Genomic DNA, 20,435 nt, shown 5'->3' with positions numbered 1-20,435 from the left:
GGGTCTCGCGACCGTCGGCGGGGAGAAGGCGCGAAAGGTCCTCCCCCGGAACTCGTCCGGGGGAGAACCGGGCGCGATCGGCCGCCGGCGGCGGCCGAGGCGCACCGCCGGCGAACGGATTTTGGTGACTACACGGCCAGCGGCTCCAGATCGCGGTGGATCCGCCGTTCATCCCTGGCGATCCGCGTCATGTTGTGGTCGTCGCCGAGCAGTCGGCCGAGCTCCTCCACGGTCTCCGCCCGGAGTGCCGCCGCCTCGTCCTTGCGGCCCAGCGCGCCCAGCGTCACGCACATGTTGGAGGCGACCGCGAGCGTTTCGGGGTGGTGTGCGCCCAGGACTTCACGGAGCTTCATGACCGCCCGCCGCTCGGTGTCCAGGGCCGCGTCCAGTTCACCCAGGTCCGCGCGGGCGTTGGCCAGGTTGACCGTGCAGAAGAGGGTGTGCGGATGGGCGCTGCCGAGGACGTCCGTCATCCTCCTGATGGTGGGCTGGAGCAGCTGCTCGGCGAGCTCGGGGGCCCCGCAGCCCCAGTGGTAGATACCGAGGTTGTTGATCGCGGCGAGGGTGTAGGGGTGCTTCTCGCCCGGCACCTCCATGTACTGGTCGACGACCTCCTGAGCCAGATCCCTGGCCGCGACCGGCTCCCCGGCCGCGAACAGGTCCGCCGCCAGATTGAGGTCACAGGCCAGTGAGTCCGGGTGGGCATAGGTGTACTTGGCGCGGTAGCGGTTGCGCGTGGCCGTGGTGAGCCGGCGCGCATCCTCCAGCCTGCCCGCCCTGCGCAGCGAAACGGCGAGGCTCTTGGCCGCGGCCAGCGTGCCGGGGAAGGCCCGGCCGAGGGTCTCCTTGTAGCTGTCGTACGTGCGCGAGAGCAGCGCCACGGAGTCCTCGTACCGTCCGACCTCACGCAGGTCACGGGCGAGCGAGGTGGCCGAGGAGAGGGTGTAGGGGTGCTCGGGGCCGAGCACCTCCGTGCGCCGGTCGAAGACGTCCTGGTCGATCTCCCGGGCACGCGCGTACTGACCGACCATGCGCAGGTTCAGCGCGAGGTTGTTGGCGGCGGCCAGGGTGCGCGGGTGGGACTCGTGGAAGATCTGGCTGAAGCCCTCGTGGGCCTCGGTCGCCAGTTCCATGGCCTTTCCGTACTGGCCGAGCGTGCCGAGGTCCATCGCGAGACCGCTGGTGGTCATGTACGTGTGCGGGTGGGAGGCGCCGAGCACTTCCCGCTGCCGCTCCAGGGTCACTTCGTCCAGTTCCCTCGCCTCCACATAACGCCCTTGCGAGCGAAGGATGTTGGAGAGGTGGAAGCGGAGGTACAGATACTGCAGATCGTCGTTGCCGAGCATGTCGCGCCAGACGTCGCGCAGTTCCTCGGCGAGTACCCCGGCGGTCTGCCAGTCGCCGCGCTTCCACAGATAGCGCACGCGGTCGATGAGCAGGCGCCGGGTCTCCGGCTCCTTGCAGAAGCGGGCCTCGGAGGGACCGAGGTGCGGCCAGATGGTGTTGAACCGCGGCCAGGTCTCGGGGTTGTCGATCGGTTCGTCGTCGTCGGGGCGAGCCCCGGCGAGGATCCGGTGGACGGCATGCCGCGCGTCCATCTGCTCCTCTTCGGTCAGCTGGGCCCGGATGACGGCCTGCACCAGCCGGTGGACCTGGATGGAGTTGGAGACCTGGTCGACCTTGGCGAGGGCGAACCGGCCGATCTCGCGGATGACCCGCCCGAGGACCAGCTTCTCCTGGAGGGACGAGTCGTAGGGCTTGAGGGCCTCGATCATCTCCTTGCTGTAGAGCAGGTTCGCGGAGATCGGCTCGGGCGCGAAGAAGGCACAGAGCTGGAGGAGCCGTACTGCGGCGGGTGAGCGTTCCTTGAGCCGCTCGATCGAGACGTTCCAGGTCGCGGCGACCGGCTCGGGATAGCCGGCCGGCTGGTTGAGCGCGAGGACGCTCGGCGCCTGCTGGGCGAGCTGCTCCAGATACGCGGCGACGGGTGTCGCGGTCTCCGCGATCCATGCCGCGGCCTGCTCGACGGCGAGCGGCAGGTCTCCGACGGCGCTGGCGACCTGGTCGGCGTCGTCCGTGGTGAGTCCGGGCGCGCGGCGCTGGAGGTGCTCGACGGATTCCTCGCGCAGAAAGACGTCCACGGGCAGCGCGTCGCCGTACTGGGACCAGGTCTGGTTCCTGGAAGTGACCAGGATGTGTCCGCCGGTCGGGAAGAACCGCTTGAGCTGCTCGGGATCGTCGGCGTTGTCGAAGACCAGCAGCCAGCGCGACGTCGGCACTCCGCGCCGCAGCAGATCGACGGCCTCCTGCGATGCGGCGGCCATGTCCTCGCCGCCCTGTGCGCCGAGCCGGATGGCGAGTTCGGCGAGGCCGGCGACGACGTCGTCGGTCTGCTCGGAGGAGATCCACCACACCAGGTCGTAGTCGGCCATGAATCGGTGCACATACTCCAGCGCCACCTGCGTCTTGCCGACGCCGCCGAGTCCGTACAGCGTCTGCGGCTGCGGGAGGACGACCGCCATTCCGCCGCCGAGCTGGTCGCGCATCCGCTCCAGGACGACGGAGCGGCCGGTGAATCCGGGGTTGCGGGGCGGCGCGTTCCAGATTTTGGGGACGGTGCCGGGGAAGCGCGGTCCCGGCGAGACTCCGTCGGTGAGCTGCACCGGTCGGTCGAGGGCGCGCAGCAGCGCGGTGGAGGCATGCACCTCGTCGAGCCGGAAGAGGTCGACGGGATTGCGGTCGATGTAGGGGGTGGTGAGGCGTACGTCGCCGACGCGCAGCGGCAGGAGGTGACGCCGGCCACCACCGGGGTCCTCGGACGCGGCGCGTTCCCACACCTCCACGGCCCGTGCGGACTTGAGGTAGGCGCTGGAGAGCAGCACGACGGTGCGGGCGGCGGTCTCGGCGGCCTGCGCGGCACTGCCGTCCTGGGGCGGTTCGGCGGAGACGTCACGCGGGACGACGCGGAAGCCGGCCCGGGTGAGTACGGACTCGATCCAGTCGGCCCACATCCGGTTCTCGGCGACATAGCTGAGGAAGAGGTCGGCTGGCAGGGCGGGGCGGCGGCGGGTGAAGGCGTCCCTGATCCTGAGCCTGACCTCCTCGCCGACCGCGGGCATGGAGGTGGTCTCCCCTTCGGTGATGACGGCGGTGAGGCGCTCGAAGGCGGAGAGCAGGGAGTTGGTGAGGCCGGCCTCGTCGCCGAAGGTGGCCAGGGTCTCCTCGTATGCGTAGTAGGGGCGGTACGGAATTTCCACCGCGCCCCAGTAGGAGGTGAGTTCTTCGCCCGCGAGCCCGGTGGGGAAGCGGTCGAACTTCAGCCGGGCGAGGGCACGTCCGGCGTCCGCCTTCTCCTTCTCGCCCTCGTCGATGCGCATCGGGACGGGCAGGATGCGGATACCCCGGCCGCCGTAGCGCTCGTCGATCTGCCGGGCGACCGAGGCCGCGCCGTCGATCGACTGGTCGCTCAGGGTGAAGCAGTCGACGAGGACGTCGGGCAGATGGACGGTGCAGATGTCGGCGATGTCGCTGAGTCCGGTGCGGCTGTCGATGAGGACGTAGTCGTAGTTGGCCTTCATGTCGTCGCGCAGGGCGTCGAAGAAGTGCCCGCCGCCGAGGCGGTCGTAGAAGTTGTCCCAGTCGAAGGTGGAGACGGTCGCCGAGTACTCGCGGTTCTGCTTGCCTGCGGAGACGAAGTCGAGGGTGCCGCCCTCGGGGAACTCCCAGCCCAGGCTCTCGGGTGTGAGGGAGACGGCGTGCGGCTGGATGCGCGCGTAGTCGCGGTGCCAGTCGTCGGGGCGCTGCACGGGGCTGGTGGCGGCCCAGGCGTACTCGGTGATCAGGTCGATGACACCGGTGGTGGCGCCGAGCGTGGACGGGTCGAGGAAGGGGTGGAAGAAGCGGTGCAGGCCGGGAGCCTCCAGGTCCCAGTCGACGGCGAGGACGCGCTTGCCGTTCGCGGCGAGTATCCAGGCCGTGTTGGCCATGGCCATCGTCCTGCCGGTACCTCCCTTGTAGGAGTAGAAGGTGACGATGCGTCCGTCACGACTGGCTGTCATCCGTGTCCTCCGCATCGGGCGCCTGCTCGAGCATGTCGTGGATGAAGTGGGTGGTGGCGTACTCGACGGCCATCGGGCCTCGCAGCCGGGGGCGTTCGGTGTGACTGCCGCCGGCCGGTGGATAGACCTGCGCATGTCTCAGGTACTGCTGGGCGGCCGCCTCCACCACCTGGGGGAGGATCTGGCCGAAGGCTTCCATGCTGGGTACGCCGCGGGCGGCTGCCCGGGAGGCGGCCCGGCCCTGGCTGAGCTGGGTGGGCAGGGTCGCCTCGAGTTTTGCCGTGAGCTCGGCGTCGGCGGCGCGGCTCTGGTGGTCGTCGCGGTTCCAGGGGACGATCACGCTGACCCAGGGGCGGTGTTCCGCGTCGAAGGCGGCGAGCCTTTCGCGCCGTTCGTCGTCCTCCAGGGCCCAGCGGTCGATGAGCAACAGCTCCGGTTGCACCGGGGGCTGTTTGGCATCGAGCGGCGCTGCCTCATGGTCGAAGGAGGAGACGGTGGCCTGGTAGTTGAGGGAGCGCACCAGGTCCTGTGCGACATAGGCGAGGGGCCTGGCGGAGTCCGGGTAGTACGGGTTCCAGTCCTGCGACATCTCGCCGTAGTAGGCCGGGTCGCGGCCCTCGGGCAGATCGTGCCTGGTGGGTGCGGCGACGGTGACCCTGATGGGGCGGGGGCCGCTGCTGCGGGAATCGGCCGGATTCGGTTTGCCGAAGGCGCTGGGGGCCTGCCGGTAGTCCAGCGGCCTGCTGGGGCCGACTCCGGCGGTGTCCGCCACGCTGACGATGCGTTTGGCGAGTTCGTAGACCGCGCGTTCGTACTCCTCGGCGAATATGCGGAGTTTGATGAGTCCGTAGAGCCCGTCGGTGACGTAGCGGTCACCGAAGGCGCGGTGGTTGAACTGCAACCGCTCGGCGGGGCCCGGGAGTTGTTCCGGTGGCATCGGCACCCAGAGCGCCGGCACGATGGCGTCGGCCGGCCGGTTGCTCTTGGCCTGGTGATAGATGGCCCGCTGGGCGAACGCGTACCACTCCTTGCCGCACATCTCGCTGGCGAAGTAGCGGGGCGAGAAGAGCGGGACGAAGACACGGCAGGTGGCGAGTACTTCGCCGAGCCGCTCCGACCATCCCTCCCCCGAGCGTATCTCCCGGTCCATGAAGCCGGCCGGGGCTCCGGCCGGCAGATCGGTCATGGCCATCACGTGGCCGCACAAATCGCGGAATAACCGCTCGACCCACATATCGGGGTCGGGGCCCCCGGCTCCGTACCTCGGTGTGTGCGCATAGCTCAAGAAGAAGTACGGCCGATGGTCCGCCGCTCGCTGCTGCGATGACGCGTGCACACGACCCCCGTCCTGGTCCTGTGTGAACACTCGCACTCACGCCTGATGAAGTACGAGCGAATTAATCATTCCGGAGCAGACCGTGCTCCATCCCACCACCGTCAGTCAATCAGGGCCGTTTTTCGGTCATCCACGTCACGGCATGGTCCACGGCATCCCTGATCGAGAACAATCTCGCAGTCCTTCCTCCCAGTTGTCCCTTGTGTTCCAGATGTGCATCGAACGTTTCTCCGATGGCCGCGAAATCGCTGTCGTCCAGCGAAACGTCCTTGTATTCCTTCCATTCAGCACCATGCACACCACGCACCACACAGCGATAACTGCGCAGGGGCGCGCCGGTTCGATATTCGGCCAGGTGGAAGGCGGTACAGACGGAGAACCCCACATTGATCATCAAAACCCTGGCATCCGCCCGGTACAGGGCCGCCAGTGGGGACGCCTCACCGAAATGGGAGTCGAGCGGGTGGGACGCCAGCAGTTCCCCTGCCCGCCACCCCAGCGCGGCGAAGGAAACCTGTGGATGGGCACTGCGCACCGCGCCCGGAGTGGTCCGAACGGACTCGGCCAACCGGCCCATACCCGGGCAGGGTGTGGTGGCCGGGTCGAAGGCCGGCATCGTGGCCCGGAAGGCCGCCGCCTGTGTGGGTGTCATACCGGCCACCTGCCGCAGATGGGCCGTGGAGGTGTCCGAGTTCTCCGGAGTGAATGCGGGCACGATCAGCGTGCCTTTCCCGCCCAGTGCCGTCAGCAGCGCGTCACGCAGGACGGCGGCATCGAGGCCGGTGCCACCGAGGGAGGCATGGACGAGTACCACGTCCCCTGCCGACAGACCCAGCTCCCTCAGACCCTGCGCGAGTCTGCGCCGTTCATCCACGGCATCGGTCACGATCCGCCTCTTCCCCCAGCCGGGCCAGCAGGCGCTTGCCGCCGACCGTCAGTTCCGCCGCACCTTCGAGGGTCTCCAGCGCCCGCATGGCCTGCTCGGCACTGTGGTGGTCGAATGCGGCGAGCCCTGCCCGTTCGTAGGCCCCCGCCAGCAGCTCCGACACCGGAATGAGCTGCTCCGTCCAGGGCGCCGGATGGGCCCACCAGCCGTCCGCGGCATAGAGATCGGTGACCTCCAGCAGGGCGCGCAGCCGCGCCCTGCGCCGGCCGCGCAGCAGTGCGAGCGCCAGCTCCCGGGCATCTCCGTGCAGGGGCAGTCCGAGCGCGCCGAGACCGTGCCGGCCGACGGCGGGCCCGGCACGGCCGGCCAGCGGGGTCAGCGTGGACAGCGCGGCCTCGGCCGCCGAGGCCTGCTCCGGCACCCGCTCGCGCAGCAGGCCCCAGGCACCGGCCAGCCGGCCGGTCCAGTCGGCGGCCTCGTCGAGGCCGAGCCGGGGAAGCACCGTTGCGCCGAAGCAGTCCCGGTACGGATCGAGGTCCTCGATCGCAAGATCCGGCGCCCCGTCCCGGCCGAGCCTGCGTACCGGCAGCCACTCGGAGGCCGGCTCGGCGGGCCGGCTGATCCGCCGCTCGACGCCTCGGACCCGTACCAGGAAGCCCTTCTCGACGGGCCGCACCTCCGCGGTGCCGCGCTCGCCTCGCCCGCCGAACCGCAGCTCGCCGAGCGTCGGCAGCAGCAGCACACCGTCCCGGTAGGGGACGTGGACGGCGAGGTCGCACCCGCTCCGTACGGCGGCGGCGGCGACCGAGGCGGACAGCCGGGCGGCCGGGGCCGCGGTGGCACCGGGCCGCTCCTCCTGGAGCGCGTCCAGGGCGTCGTGCAGCCAGCTGGGCGTGTACGGATGGGCCAGCACGTCGTCGAACCCGTCGGACTTTTCGACGGCTCCCGTGAGCTCCCAGGCGCGGTCCCACTCCTCACCGCCCCGCCCGGCCAGTTCGTCGTTGAGCCCGGCGAGCAGCAGCCATGTCAGCTCGTGCTGTTCGGTGCCGAGCGCCGCATCGTCGGTCACTGCGGGAGACACGGAGGCGGAGGCGGTGCGCAGCTCGATGCCGCGCACCAGCGCCTCCAGATCGGTGCAGTACACCGAGGTGTTGTCGAAGTCCGTGCCGGTGCGGTAGCGGTGGGTGTAGAGGCCGCCGCCGCACGAACGTACGACGGGGCATCCGCGGCAGGTCTCGCTGACACCGTCCAGGCCGAGCTGACGGGCCCGGACTCCGGGATGGGCGGCGACCTCGTCGAAGGAATGGGCGAACACATCGAAGCCGGTCGCCGCGGCCCCCTCGTAGGCGCTCTTCAGGGAGTCGACCTGCTCCAGGGTGCCGTCCGTCTCGACGACGACCAGATCGGTGGGGGCGAGGCCGAGCGACTCGGTGAGGCTGGGCCCCCCGGAGAGCGTGGACAGGACGGAGTCGAAGAGCCGTACGGGAACCCGCCGGCCCTGCCGGTCCCAGCGGTCGAAGACCGTGAGGAGCCAGTCGGCATAGGCGGTGGGTGAGCCGTCGGGCCTCGGGGGCGGCTCGTCCCAGGTGGCGTGCGGCAGCAGGAAGTCGATGCGCGGGGGGTCGAGTTCCATCAGCGCGTCGTGCACGGCGACGGGGTCGTTCTCCACGTCGATCGTGCAGAGCAGGCCGAGGTCGAGATGGCGGTAGCGGTCCTGGCGGAGGAGTTCCACGGCACGGAGGACCAGGGGGTGGCTGCTGCGGCCGTCGGCGAAGCGGCGGTGGCGGTCGTTGGCCGTCCTGTCGCCGTCGAGGGAGATGCCGACCTTGACGTCGAACTCGTCGAAGAGGTCGAGGTAGCGGGGGCTGAGCTGCAGCCCGTTGGTGTGAATCCGCAGGTCGAGCGCGGCGACTCCGGCGAGGGCGGCCGTCAGCTCCTCGCAGATCCGTCGTAACCGGGCGGGACCCGCCAGCAATGGCTCCCCTCCGTGCAGGATCACTGACACGGAGGGCAGTGCATGGTGCTTTGCATGCTCGGCCAGTCGCCGAGCAGTCGAGATAATCGCCTCGTCAGAGATTGTCTTGGGGCGTGTGCGCCAGGTTTGATCTGCGTGTTCGTAGATATAGCAGTGGTCGCATGCGAGATCGCACCTGCTGTGGACCTTGAGCACGATCTCACGGAATGGGACCAGGGGTCCTGTCATTCCACCAGTCTAGGGTCAGGCCCGGCAGCCTGAAGCCAGACTAGAGAGCCGAGTTGAAACTGGCCCCCCGCAGAGTGCGGTCGACGGCAGCGGGGCGCACGCGACCCAGCTTCCTGGCGGCATCGTCGCCGCGCACGTCGATCTCGGTGACGGGCACACGATTCTTCTTCGCGGCGGCGAAGGTGGCTGAGGTCTGGAAGGTCACGACGGCCGTCCTAGGGGATCTTGTGCGAACAGGGGGAACCGCACCGTTGCAGTGTCGGCGGCACGACTTTACTCTCATGGCCACCCACAGCAACTCGGCACGTAGAGCTGAAACAAAAGCGTTGCGCGAGTATTCCCCACTCCGTACGGAACAAGCCATTCCATCGAACGAGTGAAGCCAAATCCGCAGAGGGGGGTGCGCATGACCGGGGTTCCCGGACATCTGCAAAGCATGGTCTTCCGAAACGCTGATCTGCCGGTTCTCTTTCACCGCACGGACGAGACCGCCATCGCGCGCCAGCGCGAGGCGGTCAACGGTACCCGGCTGCAGCTGCTCCTCCTCGTCCTGGGCGCCGCCCTGGCCGCGCTCCCGTGGCGCGGATCGATCGGCAGCTCCTTCCAACTCATCGGAGCCTTGAGCGCGTTGAGCTATGCGGGGGTACTCGCCGTCAGCTTCCGCGGATCACGCCATCGAGCAAAGTCGCATTGGCAACTCAACCGCTCCGCAGCCGAGTTCATCCGATCCATGTGCTGGCGGTACGCGGTCCACGGCGCGCCCTTCGACTCCGACTCCCCCGATCCGGACCGGCTGTTCACCACCCGCCTGGAAGAGGGGCTGCAGGAGCTGAGGAAGGTCGGCTGGACGGATCCGCGGGAGAACGGTGGGAGCGCGGCAGGCACCGAGCTCATCACCACCCCGATGCGGCTGCTCCGGGAGAAGGTCTTCAGCGTACGCAAGGAGACATATGTACGAGACCGGCTGATCGAACAGCGCAACTGGTACCACCGGCGCGCGGAGATCTCGCGACGCGCGACTGCTCTGTGGCAGGTCACGATCGGCCTGCTCACCCTGCTCGCCCTGTTCTTCGGGACCTTGCGCACCTTTTCGGTGACCGGGTCGGCCGAACCGGCCGGGCTGCTGTCGGCGGCCGCCGCGGCGTGTCTCGCGTGGAGCGAGATCCGCAGGCACCAGCCGCTGATCGCCGCCCATTCGCTCGTCGAGGAGGACCTGGCGGCGATCCACATCGCCATGGAGACCTCGGTGACCGAGCAGCAGTGGCCGTCGGCGGTGTACGAGACCGAGCGGATCGTGTCGCCCCAGCACACGGACTGGCTTGTGCAGCACCGCAGTTGACCGGTCGGTGGGACCGTGTCGCCCGCGCTTCGGCCGAGCGGGCGGGCGACCGGTCGGCCGGGCCGACGGACGGGTGGACACGAGGGGCAGGTCGACGGACGGCGGACACGGAAGGTGCGGGGGCGACGGGGAGACAGCCTGCGGTGTGCGGCCGGACGGTGGCCCTCGCACGCGGAGGCATCAGGCCCGCTCGACGCCCGCCCGCCAGATGACGGTGACCGGCTTTCCGGCCGCGCGTGCATACTGCACGATGTCACCCGTCCCGCCCAGGCCCCGGGCGGGACGCCCGTCCCAGATGGCAAGCAGCCGGTCGCAGTTGTCGGCGATATAGGCACCGGCGGCGTAGTACGCCTCGTCCGTCGAGCGGCCGAAGGCCATACGGATCTCCTGAGTGGCACGCCCCCGCAGACTGCGGAAGCGGGCCAGTTCATCCGGATGGTCGAAGCCGTTCTCGTAGTCGTCGCTGGGAATGACCACGGTGAGTTCGGCCCCGCACTCCAGGGCGATGTCCGCGAACATCTGGTCGGCGCCCGCGGCGAGACTCGACAGGGCCTCGAGCGAACCCTCGTGTCCACGGAGCAGCGCCCGCATCGCCGTGCTGATGTGCGCGACAGCCTCGGGGGGAATGTTTCGGTGGCCGGTCACTCCGATGCGCTTCACAGACCGCAACCCCCCAGGCGTCTCGGTGCACGACCGTTCTGACATCCTCTCAAATCCACGCAAGACGTCGAGCCCCCGTCCTCGATTCAGGACGGGGGCTCGACTCGGGCTCCGGCCGCTGGTGCCGGAAAGGGTCCCCGATGTCGCGCGGGATCAGTAGACGCTGACTCCGTAGGCGCTCAGCGCCTCGGTGACCGGCTGGAAGAAGGTCGTGCCGCCGGAACTGCAGTTGCCGCTGCCGCCGGAGGTCAGGCCGATGGCCCGGCTGCCGGAGTAGAGCGGGCCTCCGCTGTCGCCCGGTTCGGCGCACACGTTGGTGCGGATCATGCCGTAGACGATGTCACCGCCGCCGTAGTTGACCGTGGCGTTGAGCCCGGTGACGCTGCCGCTGTGGGTGCCGGTGGTGGAGCCGCGGCGTGTCACGGACATACCGACGGTGGCATTGGCCGCGCTGGTGATGTCGACGCTGCCGACGGTTCCCGGTTTGGCGATCGAGGTGTTGGTGTAGCGGACGATGCCGTAGTCGTTGCCCGGGAAGCTGGAGCCCGCGGTCGGGCCGAGGACGGTGGTACGAGCGGAGTTGGCGTACCAGGTACCAGCGCCGTCGGTGCAGTGACCGGCGGTCAGGAAGAACGACGTTCCCGCGCTGTTGCGGACGTTGAAGCCGAGGGAGCAGCGCCAGCTGGTGGCGTAGATGGCGTCGCCGCCGGAGATCAGCTTGGAGAACTTGCCGGACGTGCGCTCGATGCGCAGAGCGCCGGCGTTGGCTCCGGCTTCCTGCTTGATCCGGGCGACCTCGCTCTTGGAGACGGTGGAGTCGGCGGTGACGACCAGGGTGTTGGTCGCCTTGTCGATGTGCCAGGCGGTACCGGCCACGTCGGCGTCGAGCACGGCGTCGCTCGCGGCGGAGAGCTGGGTCGCGCTGAAGGTGCGGGGTGCCTCATCGGCGTTGGCGGTGGGGACGGCCAGGGCTGCGGCTGCTACGAGGCCGGTGGTGACGGCGAGCAGACGGGTTCGTCTCGCCACGCCGTTGCGGGGGATGGTGCGCTTGATCCTCACTTCTCGTTCCTCCCGAGGGGAATCGGGGGCCCGACCGTGGGGTGACGGGCCCGTGAGGCGCAGTCAGCGGGTCACGGGGGGATTGGTCCGGATATCGGACTCACCGTGCCCCTGACAAGCGCTGTTCGGAGTATTCGCGGCGTCAACTACCGGGCGCAAGGGCTCCTTTCGGCCGCCTGCGCGAACCGGTGCAGCAGCGCCGTGGCCGGTGGCGTCCACCGGCCACGGCCGAGAAGCCGAGCGCCTGTCCCGCCCCTGGGACGGGTCCATGGCCGAGCAGGTTCCGCTCACCCTGCCGTGCCGCGACGAGCACGTTGCACGGGTCGGGGGTGAAGGACGAAGTGGCGGACCAGGGGGCACGACAGTGCCGGGCGCACCGGCGGTCGACGTTCACAGGGCGGTCGTCGGCGGTCCCGCCGGACCGGGGAAGCGGTGGCTGCCGTTCCTGCTGGTCGCGTCGGTGCGGACGGCCCTGAGCGAGCCGTGGGACCCGATCGCGGCCCGCGGTCCTGGTGCGTCGCCCCCGTCGGCGGGCAGATCCGCCCCCACTTCCGCCGGTCGGGGTTCAGCGCGCGCTCGGTGCGGTGTCGGCGTATACGCGGAAGGTTCCCCTGCCGCGTCCGGCGCGAGTCGTGGGCCGTACCCGTGAAAACCCGAACACCCGGGTCCGCCGAGCGGTCCGGGGCGAGCCCCCGGGCCGCAGGGCTGCCTGCACCCTGCGGCCCGGGGTTTCGCTCGCGCACACGCCAGGTGCCGGACCAGGACACCGGGGAGGGCCCGCCGTGAGCCCGACCGGGCCGGTCAGGGACGCGGCGTCGGCCAACCTCCCGTGCTCCGCCCGGAGCCCGGGCACCGGCTCCCCTCTCCTCCGGCCGATCGGCGTGGACGGCCGGAATTCGACCTTCCGGGTAGCCCGGGGCCGGTTCCGGCGCTGCAGGGCCGGCCCTGGGGCACGCCGAGAACACCCGATGCCCGAACTCGCGCCGGAGCCACCGGTCCGCGCGTCGCAACCGCTCCGTCGCGTGGGCACGACGTTCACTCCTGCTCGTGATTCCGCCGACCACGCTGTTGACGCGACACGGTCCGTGCGCCGTACCGCGCTCGATGCCCCCTGTGCGCCCCTGCCGACGAGGGGTGACACCAGGTGGCCGGGACCCGTGCTGTGACCGAGAGGTTCAGCGGCCCACTCGCCCGGGACGGCGCCTCACCACGCCATTCGGAGACCCGGGCACGCCGGGGCAAGGGCGCGCCCTGACGGCCCCCGTACCGGGCACCGCATGCATCCCGGCACACGAGGACCGGCCCGCGGCGTCGGACGCCTGGGGTCTCCCCGGGCCCCGGAGCCGAGGGGAAACACCGCAAGGCGGTGGAGCCACTCCCCCTGGCTCCGCCGGGGGTACCCCACCGACCGGAGACCGGGGGAGATCGCCCTCGTACCGGACGTACTCGGGCGACGCCGACAACGCAGCGTGGGATGCCTCCCAGCGGTGGCCGGTGGAACCGTTGGCTGTCGTCACCGGCCCGAGAAGAACGCCAGGACAGGACCTGGGGTCTTTCGTTTGGGTCGGGCTGGATCGGTGAGCCGGGTCCGGTGCGAGCGATCGCAAGGCGGAGGAAGGAGCCCACGCCGAGCGTGGGCTCCTTCCTCCGCCGACAACCCGGCGAGCGTGCGTGCCGGGGCACACGATCCCGGCAGGATCCGAACGAGAGGCCCTATCGGATGCCGCCGACCTGCGGCGATGCGGCGGGCCCGACGATCGGTCGGCGCGATCCGCGCAACGTTCGTCGCAGGTCGCGGGCATCCCCCGGGACCATCCGGCAGCGGCACCCGCGCAGCGGCCCGGACCCGACAAAGCACAACTAGCAGCCGTCGCACGGGCAGCAGCAGTCGCAGCCGCAGTCGCCACAGTCGCACTTGTGGCAGCAGCCCTCACGCTTCTTGCGGGACCAGGGCCCTTCGTACTCCTCGGCGCAGCAGAGTCTGCATGTGCAGCACAGGCCGATGAAGGCCGCGCATCCCGCCCAGAAACCGCGCGGCTTCGGCTTGTGCGGATCCCCTCCACCGAACTGCGGCGGGAGCCCGCCGGGCCCTCCCGGACCGCCCGGCAGGCCGCCTCCGGGCACACCCGGGGCGCCGCCGTACGGGTTGGCCGCCCCGTACGGTCCGGGGGCTCCCGCACCACCGTAGGGATTGCCGTGGCTGTTGTGCCCCTGCGGCGGCTGCTGCCCGTACCCCTGGTGTGAGCATGTGGTGGTTCCAAAGACCCGGTTCACCGACTGCCGCAGCTCATGCGCGAGCAGCACGTGCAGCAGCCTGTCGTCGACGAACTCGGCGTCGCGCAGCGCAAGCCTGATCCCGTGCACCGCGTCGTCCGCGAGCCGCCGTGCCTCCTCCAGCGACGTGCCGGTGACGGTGAGCGGGTTCCAGGCACCCGATGCAGCGTCAGTTTCCTTGTCCTCCACGGCATCCAGAAGATGCGCGAGCCTCCCGAAGAGCCGTCCCGCTTCGGCGAGCGGGGCCGTGTTCTGCGGCCGTCCGGCGAGTACGGCGGTGTGGGCGAAGGCCGCCGCCGTGGCCGTCTCCGTGGGTTCGGTGATCGTCAGAAGCGGGGTACCGGGTCCGGCGAGCGCCTCGATTCCGGTCTGGCGGTCGACGGCGTCGACGAGTACGGCCGTGTCGAACCCCAGCTCACGCCCGGCCCGTGCACCTGCCCTGTCCCAGCTCAGGGCGACCTTTCGGGCTGCGACGGCCACCGGCCTGCGGGCCAACACCCCGTCCCGGTCGGCGACGTGGTCCCGCACCTTCGCCGACGCGAGCACCAGTGACACGGCGGCTGCCAGACGTGCGCCCTCGCCACGGGCCACGGGTGCGGTGCGCATCGCGCGCAGTGGACAGGGTCCGGCCTTGCGCCGTAGTTCCGCCGTCCGTTCGGTCTGAGCCTCCGTCAGAACCGACACTATGAGCCCGTCGTAGTTGGTGACGACCCTGGCGAACTGGCCGTGGTCCTGCCGAAGTGCCAGGCACAGGCCGCAGAGATGGGCCATCCACTCCGTCTTCAGCCCGTCGGTGAGCCGGTGGGTGCAGGGCCTGACGATTCCGAACACGACGTTCTCCCGGAGAGTCGTTCTGGTGTGCGGCCCGCATCGTACCGGCCGGTTGCGTTAGCCCGGACGCGCCCGACGTCACCCATCCGGCACGACTTTCATATTTTGCTTCGATATGAGGCTTCTGAGCAGCACTCATACCCGCTGTGCAGCAAGAATCTTGACGAATCGCCACATCTTCTGCACCAGTACCGTCACGAAACCCCTGCGCGGCGACTATCCACTTGGCGCACGATCCGCATCATGGACGACCATAGGGATGCGGAACGACAAGTGACCGCGGTGAAAGGAGGCGTCCATGGCATCGGTGCGCAAGGCGAGTGCATGGCTGGGACTCGTCGAGGACAACGACGAGCGCTACTACGACGACGAGTACGCCGAGGGTACGGGAGCGGCCGACCAGTGGGTGACCGACCCGCGGGTCAGGGTGGCCTCCGAGTCGGCCGAGGAGCAGGGCCGCCGGATCGCCACCATCTCGCCGGACAGTTTCCGTGATGCGCGAGGCATCGGCGAGCTCTTCCGGGACGGTGTCCCGGTCATCGTCAACCTCACGTCGATGGAGCCCACCGACGCCAAGCGCGTGGTGGACTTCGCGGCGGGGCTGACCTTCGGCCTGCGCGGCTCGATCGAGCGCGTGGCAACCCGGGTCTTCCTGCTGACCCCGGCCGACACGGAGATCGTCAGCGGGGAGTCCGCCGGCCGCGACGGCGACGGCTTCTTCAATCAGAGCTGAGGCGGGGGTGGTCTCGGGCCGGGGGCCCGGGGGTTGCCCCCCGGAAGCCACCGCAACCAGAGCCGTGCAGGGCGCTCGCCGGTCTACCGGAAGGCATCCAGACCGGTGAGTGCCTTGCCGAGCACGAGCTGGTGCATCTCGACGGTGCCCTCGTAGGTGAGCACCGACTCGAGGTTGGTCGCATGCCGCATCACGGGGTACTCGAGCGAGATCCCGTTGGCGCCGAGGATCGTGCGTGAAGTCCGGCAGATCTCGATCGCTTCCCGTACGTTGTTGAGCTTTCCGAAGCTGACCTGTTCCGGGCGGAGGGTCCCGGCGTCCATCCGCCGCCCGAGATGATGGGCGAGCAGGATCCCCTTGTGCAGTTCGAGCGCCATGTCGGCGAGCTTGGCCTGGGTGAGCTGGAAGCCGCCGATGGGCCTGCCGAACTGCTCGCGCGTCCGCGCATAGTCGAGTGCCGCCTCGAAGCTGGAGCGGGCCGCGCCCATCGCACCCCAGACGATGCCGTAGCGCGCGTGCGACAGACAGCCGAGCGGGCCCTTCAGTCCGGTGACCTCCGGGAGTACGGCATCGGCCGGCAGCCGCACCTCGTCGAGGACGAGTTCGCTCGTGACGGAGGCCCGCAGCGACCACTTGTGCTTGATCTCGGGAGCCGAGAGTCCGGGGCTGCCCGCCGGGACGACGAAGCCACGGATGCCGTCGTCGGTCTGCGCCCAGACGACGGCGACCCCGGCGACCGAGCCGTTGGTGATCCACATCTTGCGGCCCGTCAACACCCAGTCGGTGCCGTCGCGCTTGGCATACGTGCGCATTCCCGCCGGATCGGAACCATGGTCCGGCTCGGTCAGACCGAAGCAGCCGATGATCTCGCCCGACGCCATTGCAGGCAGCCAGCGCTGCTTCTGCTCCTCCGAGCCGTACTTCCAGATCGCGTACATCGCGAGCGAGCCCTGGACGGAGACGAGCGAGCGGATGCCCGAGTCGGCCGCCTCCAGCTCCAGACACGCCAGCCCGTACTGCACGGCGGTGGCCCCCGCGCAGCCGTAGCCGGTCAGCGACATGCCGAGTGCACCGATCGAGCCGAGCTCGCGGGCGAGCTCATGGATACCGGGGAGTTCGCCGCGTTCGTACCAGTCGGCGATCTGCGGCAGCACACGATCGGCCGCCCACGAGCGGACCGTGTCGCGGATCGCGAGGTCCTCGGGCTCCAGGAGGTCGTCGATGCCGAGGGGGTCGGCGGGGTCGAAGGGTGGCAGCTTCGAGGGTGCGGACATGAGGGTGCCTCCGGCGGCTCACACGGCGCTGAGTCAAAACCTAGCAGTGTTAGTTAATGCTGGGCGCTGACGTTACGGCTCAGTGTGCCGTGCGTCCAGAGCGTGCCCTGCCACCGGCTGTCCCGGCCGTCGCGCGCCGCGCCGGAACCGTGATGTGCTCGGGTACTTCAGGTGCCGCCGACCGCTCCGACACCTCACGAGCCAGGTGGTCCGGCTGCTCGGGAAGCTCGGCGGACGGTGCCGGGCACTCCATCACCTTGGGCAGCTTCAGCGCGGCCAGCGCCCCGAGCAGCAGCAGGCCCGCGCTCACCACGAGCGTGACATGCAGACCGTGGACGAACGAGGCCCGCGCCGCGTCGCGCAGCGCGTCCCCGGCCGGGCCGCCCAGTGCGGCCGCCACCTGGTAGGCCTCGCCGAGCGAGTTGGTCGCGGCAGAGCGTGCGGCGCCCGGGACTCCGGAGGTGGCGGTCAGCCCTGGTGCGTACGCGGCGTTCATGACGCTGCCGAGCAGCGCGATGCCCATCCCGGCCCCCAGCTGGTACGACGTCTCCCCTATCGCCGCGGCCCCGCCGGCCTGCGCCGCGGGAGCCTCGCTGAGCATCGACTCGTAGGCGCCGAAGAGGGTGGTCTGCAGCCCGAATCCGAGCAGCACGAACCCGACGGTGAGCAGCAGCGGCCGGTCGTGGTGTCCCATCAGCGTGAGCAGCAGCACGGCGACGGCGGTCAGCACGAAGCCCCAGCCGACCATCCGGCGCGGGCCGATGCGGCGCAGGGTGATCGATCCGGTCGCGCCCGCGGCCATGGCGGCAAAGGTGAGGGGCAGCAGCCGCAGTCCGGTCTCCAGCGGGCTCAGCCCGAGGACGAGCTGGAGGTACTGGACGGCGATGAGTTCCAGGCCGACCAGCGCCAGCATGGCGAGGACGATGCAGCCCACCGAGGTGGAGAAGGTCGCCCTGGCGAACATGCGCATGTCGATGAGGGGATGCTCACGGCGCTTCTGGCGGCGCACGAAGAAGGCCACGAGCAGCGCTCCGGCGACGAGCGGGGCGGTCGTGGGAATGTCCAGCAGCCCATGGCCCACGCCCAGCCGCTTCACGCCGAAGACCACGCCGAGCACACCGGCCGCCGCCGTCAGCGCACCGATGACGTCCCACGGGCCCTGGCCGCTGCCCCTGGACTCCGGGAGCAGCCAGCGGCCGATCGGAAGGATCAGGGCCATGAGCGGGATGTTGACGAGGAAGACCGAGCCCCACCAGAAGTGCTGGACCAGGAAACCGCCGAGCACCGGTCCGGTGGCGGCGCCGACGGCGGCGACCGCGGTCCAGATGCCTATGGCGGTGGCCCGCTCGCGGCGGTCGGGGAAGACCGCGCGAAGTATCGAGAGCGTCGCCGGCATGATCATCGCGCCGCCCACGCCGAGCAGGGCGCGGGCCGCGATGAGCACCTCGGGGGTGGTGGACAGCGCCGCGACGGCGGAGGCCACGCCGAACAGTGCATAGCCGATCAGCAGGACGCGGCGGCGGCCGACCCGATCGCCCAGCGTGCCGAAGAGGATCAGCAGTGAGGCGCAGACCAGCGGGTACGCGTCGACGATCCACAGCAGCTCGACACCGCTCGGGCGCAGGTCCTCGGTGACGGCGGGTACGGCGACATGGAGCACGGTCGCGTCGAGGGCGACCAGGAGCAGGCTGACGCAGAGGACGAGAAGGACGACCCAGCGGTTGGTACCGCTGCCGGTGGCACGCGAGCGCGCTCCGGCCGTGGTCGTCCCGAACATGTACGTACCTCCCGATGAGTCTCGCGTCGGTGGGCCTGCCGGGGGGCGGGGCCCGGTGGGCGGCCCGGCATCGACGGGCGAGTGATCAGTCAGCGTACGCGAGTCCGGGCCGGCGGCGCGTGGTACACCTCTCACCTCGACGGACCGGGTGGTGTGGTGTACGCCACGCGGGCGCGCCGCAGGCGTGGCACCGGGCGCGTCACGAGCAGCCGTGGAATTCCCGGTGCAAATCGCATCAGCTGTTTTCCTCACACAAACACGCTGACAAAGAACACCACCCCCGCAATTACCCCCGAGGTCGCTTCCCATTTCACGGCCGACCGCGAAAGAATGCCCGAGTGAGACGCGTTCCACATCACATCGTCATCACGAAGAGCCTGGATCGGCCTGGCCCGACACTCACTCGCTGTAACGTCGATTGGGTGCGTACCGACATCTTTGCCCGCCTGGACCGGGAGCCGGAGCCGCCGAAGATAGAGATCCCGCGGATGAGCCGCACCCGTCTCGCACTCTTCGGCGGGACGTCGGCGTTCTATCTCGCCATCGTCGTCGCCGTGCTCGCGTCGTCCTGGCTGGTGACCCTCGACTGGAAGGTCATGCTCTTCCGGCCGTATCAGCAGTGGCCGGAGCTGCACGCTTTTCTGGACTACTTCGTCGTGCTCGGTCAGCGTGGCCCCACCGCCGTGATGGTGGCGGCCTGGCTGGGCTGGCGCTCCTGGCGGCAGCACACCCTGCGGCCCTTGCTCTCGCTGGGCGCCGCGCTGCTGCTGCTGAACTCGACGGTCGGCTCGGTCAAGCTCGGTCTCGGCCGGCTCGGCCCCCACTACGCGACGCAGATCGGCTCCGCCGAGCTCTTCGCCGGCGGCGATATATTTCCTTCGGGTCACACCGCCAATGCCGTGGTGACCTGGGGAATCCTCGCCTATCTGGCCACCACGCCACGCGCCCGCCGCTATCTGTCGGCGCTGTCTGCCGTGGTCGCGCTGGGCGTCGGACTGACCACGGTCTACCTCGGTACGCACTGGCTGAGCGACGTCCTGCTCGGCTGGGCGGCAGGGCTCCTGATCCTGCTGGCGCTGCCCTGGTGCGAACCGCTGATCGGGCGGGCCGAGGCGTTCATCCTGTCGCTGCGCGACCAGCTGCGGGCACGCCGACTGCCGGCACCTTCGCTTCCGGTCGCCTCGGGTGGCCCGCGGCCCGCCATATACCCGCAGCGGGCTCCGTCGGACGACGGCGAGCCGGTGCGCAGGCCGGTGACGGCCGGCAGTACCGGTGGCCGGATGGCGGGTGCGGGGGCAGCGGGGTCCGCTGCGACCGCACAGCTGACCCAGGCGCGGCCGCACGCGGTCGCACGTTCCGGCCACAGCGGGCCCGGGCACACGCCACACGCCCCGCACCCCGCTCCGGTCGTCCCTGTCGGCAGCCGTCGCCCACCGCGTTCGCGGCCGGTGCCGGGCGGCTGACGACCCGGAACGATCGGGGGCGGTACGCAACAGCCTCTCCCCCGTCACGGCGAAGGCCCCGACCTCGGTCGGGGCCTTCGCCGTACCGAGCGCGGACGCTCGGGGCGGCACTGCGGGAGCACGGCCGCCGAACCGGTGTCAGCCCTTCCAGCAGCGGCGGACCGTGCCGTCGGCGACCTCGAGGTTGAGCCGGCCCGCCAGGTATTCCATGGTGACGACGGCCCCGGGCGGCAGCGATCTGACGGTGCTCCAGCCGCGGCGGCGGGCCAGCCGCTCGGCGCTGTCGGCGTCCAGCCCGACATAGGCCTCGGGGGCGTCATCGGGCTCTTCGGAAGGTGTCGGTATCGGTGCCATGGGACCTCACCGTAGGCGGCAGCGGACGGTGACGGAAGTCCCGTCGAGCGGGCCTCCGTACATGTATCCCGATCCCCACGTACCTCAGCGGTCACACTTGTGTCACAGGATCACGACACGTGTTTGATGTTGACGCCTCCATTCGCACAGCTAAACGGGGCAGCCCGCGCACGAATTCCACCGACCCC

At 70.0% G+C, this 20,435-nt stretch carries 14 protein-coding genes; 3 read left to right on the top strand and 11 right to left on the bottom strand.

The features are described from left to right. Positions 1 to 128: 128 nt before the first annotated feature. The 5 genes from fxsT to AC068D_RS30750 all read right to left on the bottom strand — a co-directional run bounded on the left by fxsT (position 129) and on the right by AC068D_RS30750 (position 8,688). Positions 129 to 4,058, bottom strand: a complete 3,930-nt coding sequence (fxsT, locus tag AC068D_RS30770; protein ID WP_478826383.1) for an FxSxx-COOH system tetratricopeptide repeat protein — start codon at positions 4,056 to 4,058, stop codon at positions 129 to 131. Further along, positions 4,042 to 5,430 carry an FxsC protein gene (gene fsxC, locus AC068D_RS30765; RefSeq protein WP_478826382.1) on the bottom strand — a complete coding sequence of 463 codons (1,389 nt, stop codon included), beginning with the start codon at positions 5,428 to 5,430 and terminating at the stop codon, positions 4,042 to 4,044. Before fsxC ends, fxsT begins: the two co-directional genes overlap by 17 nt. 73 nt (positions 5,431 to 5,503) lie before the next feature. Next, the gene (locus tag AC068D_RS30760) at positions 5,504 to 6,280 is read right to left on the bottom strand and encodes an AAC(3) family N-acetyltransferase (RefSeq protein ID WP_478826381.1); all 777 of its coding nucleotides are present in this window, start codon (positions 6,278 to 6,280) and stop codon (positions 5,504 to 5,506) included. Continuing rightward, entirely contained in the window at positions 6,261 to 8,483 is a 2,223-nt protein-coding gene (fxsBH, locus tag AC068D_RS30755) for a radical SAM/SPASM protein FxsBH, inactivated beta-hydroxylase extension form (protein WP_478826380.1), read from the bottom strand. The genes AC068D_RS30760 and fxsBH overlap by 20 nt, the downstream gene beginning before the upstream one ends. Positions 8,484 to 8,523: 40 nt before the next feature. After that, positions 8,524 to 8,688: an FxSxx-COOH cyclophane-containing RiPP peptide gene (locus AC068D_RS30750; RefSeq protein ID WP_478826379.1), complete on the bottom strand. Its 165-nt coding sequence runs from the start codon at positions 8,686 to 8,688 to the stop codon at positions 8,524 to 8,526. Positions 8,689 to 8,919: 231 nt separating this feature from the next. Between AC068D_RS30750 and AC068D_RS30745 the strand changes: the two genes are divergently transcribed. Further along, positions 8,920 to 9,822, top strand: a complete 903-nt coding sequence (locus tag AC068D_RS30745) for a DUF4231 domain-containing protein (protein WP_478826481.1) — start codon at positions 8,920 to 8,922, stop codon at positions 9,820 to 9,822. 180 nt (positions 9,823 to 10,002) lie between these two features. On the opposite strand, the gene AC068D_RS30740 is transcribed toward AC068D_RS30745, so the two are convergent. From AC068D_RS30740 to AC068D_RS30730, 3 genes are all read right to left on the bottom strand, one after another. Beyond that, positions 10,003 to 10,482 (bottom strand): hypothetical protein, encoded by a 480-nt coding sequence (locus AC068D_RS30740; protein WP_478826378.1) that lies wholly within the window; start codon positions 10,480 to 10,482, stop codon positions 10,003 to 10,005. Positions 10,483 to 10,635: 153 nt separating this feature from the next. Further along, the gene (locus AC068D_RS30735; RefSeq protein ID WP_478826377.1) at positions 10,636 to 11,541 is read right to left on the bottom strand and encodes a S1 family peptidase; all 906 of its coding nucleotides are present in this window, start codon (positions 11,539 to 11,541) and stop codon (positions 10,636 to 10,638) included. Between the two features lie 1,860 nt (positions 11,542 to 13,401). Further along, the gene (locus AC068D_RS30730) at positions 13,402 to 14,646 is read right to left on the bottom strand and encodes a DUF5685 family protein (protein ID WP_478826376.1); all 1,245 of its coding nucleotides are present in this window, start codon (positions 14,644 to 14,646) and stop codon (positions 13,402 to 13,404) included. 298 nt (positions 14,647 to 14,944) lie between these two features. Between AC068D_RS30730 and AC068D_RS30725 the strand changes: the two genes are divergently transcribed. Then, the gene (locus AC068D_RS30725; RefSeq protein ID WP_478826375.1) at positions 14,945 to 15,379 is read left to right on the top strand and encodes a cell division protein SepF; all 435 of its coding nucleotides are present in this window, start codon (positions 14,945 to 14,947) and stop codon (positions 15,377 to 15,379) included. Positions 15,380 to 15,462: 83 nt separating this feature from the next. On the opposite strand, the gene AC068D_RS30720 is transcribed toward AC068D_RS30725, so the two are convergent. Together AC068D_RS30720 and AC068D_RS30715 are read right to left on the bottom strand one after the other, a co-directional pair. Then, positions 15,463 to 16,653 carry an acyl-CoA dehydrogenase family protein gene (locus AC068D_RS30720; protein WP_478826374.1) on the bottom strand — a complete coding sequence of 397 codons (1,191 nt, stop codon included), beginning with the start codon at positions 16,651 to 16,653 and terminating at the stop codon, positions 15,463 to 15,465. 79 nt (positions 16,654 to 16,732) lie between these two features. After that, on the bottom strand, positions 16,733 to 18,430 hold the full coding sequence (locus tag AC068D_RS30715) for an MFS transporter (RefSeq protein WP_478826373.1): 1,698 nt from the start codon (positions 18,428 to 18,430) through the stop codon (positions 16,733 to 16,735). A 422-nt stretch (positions 18,431 to 18,852) separates the two neighbouring features. Between AC068D_RS30715 and AC068D_RS30710 the strand changes: the two genes are divergently transcribed. After that, positions 18,853 to 19,893, top strand: a complete 1,041-nt coding sequence (locus AC068D_RS30710; protein WP_478826372.1) for a phosphatase PAP2 family protein — start codon at positions 18,853 to 18,855, stop codon at positions 19,891 to 19,893. 138 nt (positions 19,894 to 20,031) lie between these two features. Here AC068D_RS30710 and AC068D_RS30705 read toward each other — a convergent pair whose 3' ends face one another. After that, entirely contained in the window at positions 20,032 to 20,247 is a 216-nt protein-coding gene (locus AC068D_RS30705; RefSeq protein WP_478826371.1) for an I78 family peptidase inhibitor, read from the bottom strand. Positions 20,248 to 20,435 lie beyond the last annotated feature (188 nt).

The organism is Streptomyces sp. NPDC043861 (assembly GCF_056435905.1).
This window is presented reverse-complemented; position numbering and strand designations above follow the sequence as displayed.